Source organism: Citrobacter sp. 50677481, assembly GCF_001463265.1.
Lineage (GTDB): Bacteria > Pseudomonadota > Gammaproteobacteria > Enterobacterales > Enterobacteriaceae > Citrobacter_A > Citrobacter_A sedlakii.
Window position 1 is genome coordinate 88,643 of the sequence record NZ_LNHZ01000054.1, and the last position, 10,369, is coordinate 99,011.

General features: G+C 57.8%; 11 protein-coding genes. 9 read left to right on the forward strand and 2 right to left on the reverse strand.

Annotated elements, in window-relative coordinates:
* The first annotated feature begins 6 nt into the window (after window positions 1–6).
* The 7 genes from phnJ to phnP are packed head-to-tail and all read left to right on the forward strand — an operon-like array spanning window position 7 to window position 5,121.
* Window positions 7–798, forward strand: a complete 792-nt coding sequence (gene phnJ, locus APU02_RS14450) for an alpha-D-ribose 1-methylphosphonate 5-phosphate C-P-lyase PhnJ (protein WP_060570450.1) — start codon at window positions 7–9, stop codon at window positions 796–798.
* Entirely contained in the window at window positions 795–1,553 is a 759-nt protein-coding gene (phnK, locus tag APU02_RS14455) for a phosphonate C-P lyase system protein PhnK (protein WP_042291081.1), read from the forward strand. The genes phnJ and phnK overlap by 4 nt, the downstream gene beginning before the upstream one ends.
* A gap of 9 nt (window positions 1,554–1,562) precedes the next feature.
* A complete protein-coding gene (gene phnL, locus APU02_RS14460; RefSeq protein ID WP_042291083.1) occupies window positions 1,563–2,243 on the forward strand; it encodes a phosphonate C-P lyase system protein PhnL in 681 nt (226 codons plus the stop codon).
* On the forward strand, window positions 2,240–3,376 hold the full coding sequence (gene phnM / locus APU02_RS14465; protein ID WP_060570382.1) for an alpha-D-ribose 1-methylphosphonate 5-triphosphate diphosphatase: 1,137 nt from the start codon (window positions 2,240–2,242) through the stop codon (window positions 3,374–3,376). Before phnL ends, phnM begins: the two co-directional genes overlap by 4 nt.
* A 2-nt stretch (window positions 3,377–3,378) precedes the next feature.
* Entirely contained in the window at window positions 3,379–3,933 is a 555-nt protein-coding gene (gene phnN / locus APU02_RS14470; protein ID WP_042291088.1) for a ribose 1,5-bisphosphokinase, read from the forward strand.
* Window positions 3,920–4,354, forward strand: coding sequence for an aminoalkylphosphonate N-acetyltransferase (gene phnO, locus APU02_RS14475; protein WP_042291090.1), 435 nt, complete (start codon window positions 3,920–3,922; stop codon window positions 4,352–4,354). Before phnN ends, phnO begins: the two co-directional genes overlap by 14 nt.
* A gap of 8 nt (window positions 4,355–4,362) precedes the next feature.
* Window positions 4,363–5,121, forward strand: a complete 759-nt coding sequence (gene phnP, locus APU02_RS14480; protein WP_060570383.1) for a phosphonate metabolism protein PhnP — start codon at window positions 4,363–4,365, stop codon at window positions 5,119–5,121.
* Window positions 5,122–5,161: 40 nt separating this feature from the next.
* Here phnP and yjdP read toward each other — a convergent pair whose 3' ends face one another.
* Window positions 5,162–5,485, reverse strand: coding sequence for a DDRRRQL repeat protein YjdP (gene yjdP, locus APU02_RS14485; protein ID WP_060570384.1), 324 nt, complete (start codon window positions 5,483–5,485; stop codon window positions 5,162–5,164).
* Window positions 5,486–5,756: 271 nt separating this feature from the next.
* Between yjdP and fdhF the strand changes: the two genes are divergently transcribed.
* Together fdhF and yjcO are read left to right on the forward strand one after the other, a co-directional pair.
* Entirely contained in the window at window positions 5,757–7,904 is a 2,148-nt protein-coding gene (fdhF, locus tag APU02_RS14495; RefSeq protein ID WP_082636841.1) for a formate dehydrogenase subunit alpha, read from the forward strand.
* 115 nt (window positions 7,905–8,019) lie between these two features.
* Window positions 8,020–8,709, forward strand: a complete 690-nt coding sequence (yjcO, locus tag APU02_RS14500) for a Sel1 family TPR-like repeat protein YjcO (protein WP_042291118.1) — start codon at window positions 8,020–8,022, stop codon at window positions 8,707–8,709.
* Window positions 8,710–8,756: 47 nt separating this feature from the next.
* On the opposite strand, the gene gltP is transcribed toward yjcO, so the two are convergent.
* Entirely contained in the window at window positions 8,757–10,067 is a 1,311-nt protein-coding gene (gene gltP / locus APU02_RS14505; RefSeq protein WP_042291121.1) for a glutamate/aspartate:proton symporter GltP, read from the reverse strand.
* Between the last annotated feature and the right edge of the window lie 302 nt (window positions 10,068–10,369).

The window sequence follows — 10,369 nt, forward strand, 5'->3', positions numbered from 1 at the left end:
AAACGCATGATCCGCCGCGCTATCCTGAAGGCGGTGGCGATCCCTGGCTATCAGGTGCCGTTCGGCGGCCGCGAAATGCCGATGCCCTACGGCTGGGGCACCGGCGGCATTCAGATCACCGCCAGCGTGATCGGCGAACCGGACGTGCTGAAAGTGATCGACCAGGGCGCCGACGACACCACCAACGCGGTGTCGATCCGCAACTTTTTTAAACGCGTCACCGGCGTGAACACCACCGAACGTACGGAAGACGCGACGCTGATCCAGACCCGCCATCGGATCCCGGAAACGCCGCTGACCGAAGATCAGATCCTGATCTTCCAGGTGCCGATCCCAGAGCCGCTGCGCTTTATCGAACCGCGCGAAACCGAAACCCGCACCATGCATGCGCTGGAAGAGTACGGCGTAATGCAGGTGAAACTGTACGAAGATATCGCCCGCTTCGGCCACATCGCCACCACCTACGCCTATCCGGTGAAGGTGAACGGGCGCTACGTGATGGACCCGTCGCCGATCCCCAAATTCGATAACCCGAAAATGGACAGGATGCCCGCTCTGCAACTGTTTGGCGCCGGGCGCGAAAAGCGCATCTACGCCGTACCGCCGTACACCCGCGTGGAGAGTCTCGATTTCGACGATCATCCGTTCAGCGTCCAGACCTGGAATGAGCCGTGCGCCATTTGCGGGTCAACCCATAGCTATCTCGACGAAGTGGTGCTCGACGACAGCGGCAAACGGATGTTTGTCTGCTCCGACACCGACTACTGCCGCCAACAGAGTGAGGCCCAACGCCAATGACGCAGCCGCTGCTTTCAGTAAATCACCTGACCCACCTTTACGCGCCGGGCAAAGGCTTCAGCGATGTCTCGTTTGACCTGTGGCCGGGCGAAGTGCTGGGCATTGTTGGGGAGTCCGGTTCCGGTAAAACCACCCTGCTGAAGTCAATCTCTTCGCGCCTGACGCCGCAGTCCGGCGAGATCCAGTATCAGAACCGTTCGCTGTATGCGATGAGCGAGGCCGACCGTCGCCGCCTGCTGCGTACCGAATGGGGCGTGGTGCATCAGCATCCGCTGGACGGCCTGCGCCGCCAGGTCTCAGCGGGAGGCAACATCGGCGAACGGCTGATGGCGACCGGCGCGCGCCACTACGGCGAGATCCGCGCTACCGCGCAAAAATGGCTCGAGGAAGTGGAAATTCCGGCCTCGCGCATTGATGACCTGCCGACCACCTTCTCCGGCGGAATGCAGCAGCGTTTGCAAATCGCCCGCAATCTGGTCACCCATCCAAAGCTGGTGTTTATGGATGAACCGACCGGCGGGCTGGACGTCTCGGTGCAGGCCAAACTGCTGGACCTGCTGCGCGGGCTGGTGGTGGAGCTGGATCTGGCGGTGGTGATTGTCACCCACGATTTGGGCGTTGCGCGCCTGCTGGCGGACCGTCTGCTGGTGATGAAGCAGGGCCAGGTGGTGGAAAGTGGATTAACCGACCGCGTGCTCGACGATCCGCATCATCCGTACACGCAGTTGCTGGTGTCGTCGGTATTACAGAATTAAGAGGCCAACATGATTCGCGTTGAAAACGTCAGTAAAACCTTTGTTCTCCACCAGCAAAACGGCGTGCGTCTGCCGGTACTGCAAAACGCCTCGCTGACGGTAGCGCGCGGCGAATGCGTGGTGCTGCACGGTCACTCCGGCAGCGGAAAATCGACGCTGCTGCGCTCGCTGTACGCTAACTATCTGCCCGACGAAGGGCAGATCCGGATTCGTCACGGCGACGAGTGGGTGGATCTGGTGCAGGCGCCAGCGCGCAAGGTACTGGAAGTACGTCGTTCTACCATCGGCTGGGTCAGCCAGTTTCTGCGGGTGATCCCCCGCGTGTGCGCGCTGGACGTGGTAATGCAGCCGCTGCTGGACCTCGGCGCGCCGCGAGAAGCATGCGCCGCCAAAGCCGCGAGTCTTCTGACCCGCCTCAACGTACCCGAGCGCCTGTGGCATCTCGCCCCCTCGACCTTTTCCGGCGGCGAGCAGCAGCGGGTCAACATCGCCCGCGGCTTTATTGTCGATTATCCCATCCTGCTCCTCGACGAGCCCACCGCCTCGCTGGATGCCAAAAACAGCGCCGCCGTGGTGGCATTGATTACCGAAGCGAAAGCGCGCGGCGCGGCGATTGTCGGCATTTTTCACGATGAATCCGTGCGCGACCGGGTGGCGGATCGTTTGCATCTTATGGGAACAACACCATGATTATCAACAATGTAAAGCTGGTGCTGGAAGACGAGATAGTGCAGGGATCGCTGGAAATGCACAACGGGATGATCCACGCTTTTGCCGAAACCCAGAGCCGTCTGCCGGAGGCGCTGGACGGCGAAGGCGGCTGGCTGCTGCCGGGACTGATTGAACTGCATACCGATAATCTGGATAAATTTTTCACCCCGCGCCCAAAGGTGGACTGGCCCGCCCATTCAGCGATGAGCAGCCACGACGCGCTGATGGTCGCCAGCGGTATCACCACCGTTCTGGACGCGGTGGCGATTGGCGACGTGCGTGACGGCGGCGACAGGCTGGAAAATCTGGAAAAGATGATTAACGCGGTGGAAGAGACGCAAAAGCGCGGCGTCAACCGCGCCGAGCATCGCCTGCATCTGCGCTGCGAGCTGCCGCATCACACCACCCTGCCGTTGTTTGAAAAGCTGGTCGGCCGCGAGCCGGTCACGCTGGTTTCCCTGATGGATCACTCGCCGGGCCAGCGCCAGTTCGCCAACCGCGAGAAGTATCGCGAATATTATCAGGGCAAATATTCCCTCACCGACGAGCAGATGGCCCGCTATGAAGAAGAACAGTTGGCGCTCGCCGCCCGCTGGTCGCAACCTAACCGCAGCGCTATCGCCCGGCTTTGCCGCGAGCGCAACATCGCGCTGGCAAGCCATGACGACGCGACGCCCGACCACGTACGCGAGTCACATCAGCTTGGCAGCGTGATCGCCGAATTTCCCACCACCTTCGCCGCGGCGCAAGCATCGCGCGAGCATGGCATGAATGTGCTGATGGGCGCGCCGAACATCGTGCGCGGCGGTTCACACTCCGGTAACGTCGCCGCGCATGCGCTGGCCGAGCTGGGGCTGCTGGATATTCTTTCGTCCGATTATTACCCCGCCAGCCTGCTCGACGCCGCCTTTCGCGTCGCCGACGACGATGCCAACCGCTTTACCCTGCCGCAGGCCATTCGTCTGGTAACCCGCAACCCGGCGCGGGCGCTGAATCTGAACGATCGCGGCGTTATCGCCGAGGGCAAACGCGCCGACCTGGTACTGGCGCACCGCAAAGGCGACCACGTGCATATCGATCACGTCTGGCGTCAAGGAAAAAGGGTGTTCTGACTATGGGAAAACTGATCTGGCTGATGGGGCCGTCCGGCTCCGGTAAAGACAGTTTGCTGGCGGCGCTGCGCCAGCAGGAACATGCGCAACTCCTGGTCGCGCACCGCTACATTACCCGCGCGGCCAACGCCGGAAATGAAAACCATATCGCCCTGAGCGAACAGGAATTTTTCACCCGTGCGGGACATAACCTGCTGGCGCTAAGCTGGCACGCCAATGGTTTATACTACGGCGTTGGGGTGGAGATCGACCTGTGGCTGAACGGCGGATTCGACGTGGTGGTTAATGGCTCCCGCGCCCATCTGCCCCAGGCGCAGGCGCGTTACGGCACAGCGCTGATGCCGGTCTGTTTGCAGGTCTCCCCCGCCATTCTGCGCCAGCGGTTACAGGCGCGCGGACGCGAAAGCGAAGCGGAGATTGCCGCCCGTCTCGAACGTGCCGCCCGCTACGCGCCGTTTGACTGCCATACGCTGAACAATGACGGCAGTCTGCTACAGTCAGTCGATACGCTGTTAATGCTGATCGGACGAAAGGAGAAAAGCCATGCCTGCCTGTGAACTGCGTCGCGCCACGGCGGACGACACCCACGCCGTCTATGCCCTCATTTGCGAACTAAAGCAAGCCGAGTTCGATCATCAGGCGTTCAGCGCCGGCTTTGCGGCGAACCTGCGGGATAGCAATCTGCGCTATCAGCTTGCGCTGCTCGACGGCGAGGTGGTGGGCATGATTGGTCTGCATATGCAATTTCATCTCCATCACGCCAACTGGATCGGCGAGATTCAGGAACTGGTGGTAATGCCCCAGGCGCGCGGCCTGAAAATCGGCAGCCAACTGCTGGCCTGGGCAGAGGACGAAGCCAGACGCGCGGGGGCGGAGATGACCGAGCTTTCCACCAACGTGAAGCGTCTTGACGCCCACCGCTTTTACCTGCGCGAAGGTTACACCCAGAGCCATTTTCGCTTCACCAAAGCGCTGTGAGGCAACCGATGAGCCTGATCCTCACCTTAACCGGAACCGGCGGCGCACAAGGCGTTCCAGCGTATGGCTGCGACTGCGCGGCCTGCTGCCGGGCGCGCCAGCATGAAGCGTATCGTCGTCGCCCGTGTAGCGGCGTGATTAAATTTAATCATGCGGTAACATTGCTGGACGCGGGCTTGCACGATCTTGCGGATCGCTGGCCTGCCGGATCTTTTGAGCAATTTTTACTCACCCATTATCATATGGATCACGTGCAGGGGCTGTTTCCGCTGCGCTGGGGCGTGGGCGCGACGATCCCGGTGTACGGGCCGCCTGACGAACAGGGCTGCGACGATCTGTTTAAGCATCCCGGCATTCTCGACTTCAGCCATACCGTCGAGCCGTTTGTGGTGTTTGATTTGCAGGGATTGCAGGTGACGCCGCTGCCGCTGAATCACTCAAAGCTGACCTTTGGCTATCTGTTGGAGTCTGCCCACAGCCGGGTGGCGTGGCTTTCGGATACCGCCGGGCTGCCGGATAAGACGCTGAAATTTTTGCTCAACAACCGCCCGCAGGCGATAGTGATCGACTGTAGCCATGAACCGCGACCGGACGCGCCGCGCAACCATTGCGATTTAAACACCGTGATTGCGCTGAATGAGGTGATTGGCTGCCCACGGGTGATCCTGACGCATATCAGCCATCAGTTTGACGTGTGGATGATGGATAACCCGCTGCCGGACGGCATCGAAGCGGGGTATGACGGGACGGTACTGATGCTGGACTAAGCGTTTTCCCTCCTCCGCGGGAGAGGGCAACAGACTGCCCTTACCACCGTTCGTAATCTTCTTCCAGCCTGCGTTCGTCCTCTTCTAATCGACGTCGGTCGTCATCCAGCTGGCGCTGGCGTTCGTCTAAACGGCGGCGCCTGTCCTCGAGCTGTCGGCGGCGATCGTCGTACTGTCGACTGTCGGTTTGACGGCTGCGATCGTAACGATCGTCATCGTCGTCATTACGGCTGCTGCCGGGATTATAAGCGTCGTTGATCGCCTGCTGAATATTGCCAATGGCGTCATCAATCACATCGGCCTGCGCCGAAACGGTGCTCAGCGACAGTAAGCTGAATAAAAAGAGCGTGGAGTAGCGTTTCATAGCGTTAGCCTCAACGGTGGACTGGCTCTACGGTAATCATCGGTCATTCTCGCGAGTAGCGGAGGAATCTCAAATCCAGCCTGCCGGGCAGAATGAGCGCCCATCGCCGCCTTCGTCACGTCAAAACTGTCGACAGCCTGTTTTTCGTCAGGGTTTTGTCCAAAATTTGCCCGTAATATCAGGGAAAGTCCCCAATTAAAATGTGGCATAAAAGATGCATACTCAGGGCGACAAGCGTGTATGCGCGATTTGATTAACTGGAGCGAGACCGATGAAAAAAGTCGTCACGGTTTGCCCGTATTGCGCATCAGGTTGCAAAATCAACCTGGTGGTCGATAACGGCAAAATCGTCCGGGCTGAGGCAGCGCAGGGGAAAACCAACCAGGGGACCCTGTGTCTGAAGGGCTACTACGGCTGGGATTTTATTAACGATACCCAGATCCTGACCCCGCGCCTGAAAACCCCTATGATTCGTCGCCAGCGCGGCGGCAAACTGGAATCCGTTTCCTGGGATGAAGCGCTGAATTATGTCGCTGAACGCCTGAGCGCCATCAAGGCGAAATACGGACCCGACGCCATTCAGACGACCGGTTCGTCGCGTGGCACCGGGAATGAAACCAACTACATCATGCAAAAATTTGCGCGCGCCGTTATTGGTACCAATAACGTTGACTGCTGCGCTCGCGTCTGACACGGCCCATCGGTTGCAGGTCTGCACCAGTCGGTCGGTAACGGCGCAATGAGTAACGCAATTAACGAAATTGATAACACCGATCTCGTGTTTATCTTCGGGTATAACCCGGCGGATTCCCACCCCATCGTGGCGAATCACGTGATTAACGCGAAACGTAACGGCGCGAAAATCATCGTCTGCGATCCGCGCAAAATTGAAACCGCGCGCATTGCCGATATGCACATCGCGTTGAAAAACGGCTCGAATATCGCGCTGTTGAACGCCATGGGCCACGTCATTATTGAAGAAAACCTGTACGACCAGGCGTTTGTCGCTTCGCGTACGGAAGGCTTTGAAGAGTACCGTAAGATTGTCGACGGTTATACGCCGGAATCTGTTGAGGATATCACCGGCGTCAGCGCCCACGACATTCGTCAGGCGGCGCGGATGTATGCCGGGGCGAAAAGCGCATCGATCCTGTGGGGCATGGGCGTCACCCAGTTCTATCAGGGCGTGGAAACCGTTCGTTCGCTGACCAGCCTCGCGATGCTGACCGGTAACCTCGGTAAGCCGAGCGTCGGCGTCAACCCGGTGCGTGGCCAGAACAACGTACAGGGCGCCTGCGACATGGGCGCGTTGCCGGACACCTATCCGGGCTATCAGTACGTGAAGTTCCCGGAAAACCGTGAGAAGTTCGCCAAAGCCTGGGGTGTCGACAGCCTGCCGGAACATACCGGCTATCGCATCAGCGAGCTGCCGCACCGGGCGGCGCATGGCGAAGTGCGCGCGGCGTACATCATGGGCGAAGATCCGCTACAGACTGATGCCGAGTTGTCAGCCGTGCGTAAAGCGTTTGAGGACCTGGAACTGGTTATCGTGCAGGACATCTTTATGACCAAAACCGCGTCGGCGGCGGATGTGATTTTACCGTCTACGTCGTGGGGCGAGCATGAAGGGGTCTTTACCGCCGCTGACCGTGGTTTCCAGCGCTTCCTTAAAGCGGTCGAACCGAAGTGGGATCTGAAAACGGACTGGCAAATTATCAGTGAAATCGCCACCCGGATGGGCTACCCGATGCACTATAACAACACCCAGGAGATCTGGGACGAGTTGCGTCATCTGTGCCCGGATTTCTACGGCGCCACGTACGAGAAAATGGGCGAACTGGGCTATATCCAGTGGCCGTGTCGCGACACGTCCGACGCCGATCAGGGCACCTCGTATCTCTTTAAAGAGAAATTTGATACCCCGAACGGTCTCGCGCAGTTCTTTACCTGCGACTGGGTTGCGCCGATCGACAAGCTGACCGAAGAGTACCCGATGGTGCTGTCGACGGTTCGTGAAGTTGGCCACTACTCCTGCCGCTCAATGACCGGTAACTGCGCGGCGCTGGCTGCGCTGGCGGACGAGCCGGGCTATGCGCAAATCAACGCCGCCGACGCCGCGCGTCTGGGCATTGAAGATGAAGCGCTGGTCTGGGTTCATTCGCGTAAAGGCAAAATCATCACCCGCGCGCAGGTCAGCGAACGCCCGAACAAAGGGGCGATTTACATGACCTACCAGTGGTGGATTGGCGCCTGTAACGAGCTGGTTACCGAGAACTTAAGCCCGATTACCAAAACGCCGGAGTACAAATACTGCGCCGTACGCGTTGAGCCGATCGCCGACCAGCGCGCCGCCGAGCAGTATGTGATTGACGAGTACAACAAGCTGAAAACCCGTCTGCGCGAAAGCGCAATGGGTTGATTCTGACACGCCTTACCTGGCATGTTTAACGACAGCAGCCTCCTCCGTGGAGGCTGTTTTTTTATCCAGACGATCTCTTTATACTGTCTTTTCCGTACCCTAACTAAAACGCAAAATGAAACCACTTCTTGCATTGATGTTATTCATGACATTCTTTGCCCATGCTGCCGCCCCGGAACCGGGAAGCCAGTATTTGCAGGCCGCAGAGGCAGGAGACAGACGCGCACAGTATTACCTCGCTGACAGTTGGTTTAGCTTTGGCGACTTAAGCAAAGCCGAATACTGGGCGCAGAAATCCGCCAGTAATGGCGATGCCGACGCCTGTGCGCTACTGGCGCAAATTAAAATCACCAACCCGGTCAGCCTCGATTACCGTGAAGCGAAAACGCTGGCCGAAAGGGCGGCGCAAGCGGGCAGTAAAGCGGGCGAGATCACCCTCGCGCGGATTCTGTTGAACACCCAGGCCGGGAAGCCCGACTACCCGAAAGCGATTTCCCTGCTGCAAAACGCCTCGCAAAATCTCGAGAGCGACGTGGCGGTTGATGCGCAGATGCTGCTTGGACTGATTTACGCCAACGGCGTCGGCATTCCGGCAGACGATGACAAAGCGACCTGGTATTTCAAACGCAGTTCCGCCATTTCCCGTACCGGCTATTCCGAATACTGGGCGGGAATGATGTTTCTGAACGGTGAACAGGGCTTTATTGAGAAGAACAAACAGAAGGCGCTGCACTGGTTGAATCTGAGCTGCACCGAAGGATTCGATACCGGCTGCGAGGAGTTTGAGAAGTTAACGAACGGGTGATGCAGGTTGCCGGATAACGCGATGCTTATCCGGCAACCTGTTAACCGTTACTGGGCGGTTTTATCAAATTTGCCCAGCACCTCGCGCTCGTAAGCCAGCGCTTTCTTGCGGTCAAACTTGTGTTCCCACTTGGAAATGACCAGCACCGCCAGCGCATTCCCCACCACGTTCAGCGCGGTACGCGCCATGTCGAGGATACGGTCGACACCAGCGATGAACGCCAGACCTTCCAGCGGAATGCCCACGCTGCCTAATGTAGCCAGTAGCACCACAAATGACACGCCCGGCACGCCGGCAATCCCTTTCGACGTAACCATCAGCGTCAGCACCAGTACGATCTCCTGCCACAACGACAGGTCGATCCCGTACAGCTGCGCAATAAAGATGGCGGCAATACTCTGGTACAGGGTGGAACCGTCAAGGTTAAAGGAGTACCCCGTTGGCACGACGAAGCTGGTAATCGACGCTGGCGCGCCGTAGGCTTCCATCTTTTCGATGATACGCGGCAGCACACTCTCGGAGCTGGCGGTGGAGTAAGCCAGGATCAGCTCGTCTTTCAGAATGCGAATCAGGATCCAGACGCTAAGTCCACACAGGCGCGCGACAATCCCCAGCACCACCAGCGCGAAGAACAGAATCGCGAAGTGAACCAGCAGCACCAGTTTTGCCAGCGGCCACAGGGAGGCAAAACCGAAGTTAGCGACGGTCACGGCAATCAGTGCGAACACCCCGACCGGCGCATAACGCATGACCATATGGGTGACTTTAAACATGGTTTCGGAGATGGAGCGGAACACCGTCACCAGCGGTTCACGGTGTGTGGCAGGCAGCGAAGAAAGCCCCAGGCCAAACAGTACCGAGAAGAAGATGATCGGCAGCATGTCGCCTTTCGCCATCGATGCCACGATGTTGGTTGGCACCAGCGAGAGTATGGTGCCCATCAGGCCATGCGCATGGCTCTGCACCTCCGCCGTCGTGTTCTGGTATTTCGAAATATCCACGGTCGCCAGTTGCGACATATCAATGCCGGAACCGGGTTGAAACACATTCGCCAGCGTGATACCCAGAATGATGGCGATGGTCGTGATCACTTCGAAATAGATAATGGTTTTGGCGCCGATACGCCCAAGCTGTTTGGCATCACCCACCCCGGCAATACCGACAATCAGCGTCGAAATCACGATAGGGACGACGATCATTTTGATCAGATGGATAAAGATATCCCCTGCCGGTGACAGCAGGTTAGCAATCAGCCATTCACGGCTGTCGCTGTGATAGTGCAGGTAACTCCCCAGTAGAATGCCCAGCACCATGGCAATCAAAATCTGCCAGGCCAGGCTGAGTTTAAAACTTTTCATAACAGCGGACTTCCTCAATGGAGCGCCAGTCCCCTCGTCAAAGCGGGAATGGATACATACTGAAAGGGTATGAATTGTGTTGCGTTGGGTTATAGAGTTTTTTAACGCGCATAATCAGTACCATTTGCAAGGCATCTTGCGCAACCCTTTCAGAACAGCGCATTTAGCTGAAATAATGCATAATAACGCGAGTTTATGGCGTTTATTATGAATAACTATTTGTTATGGAAAGATTTTTAAAAGTGCGTTTTTGAATTATAACTTTCAGGAATTATTTTGCGTATGATGTTCATTTGCCTGTT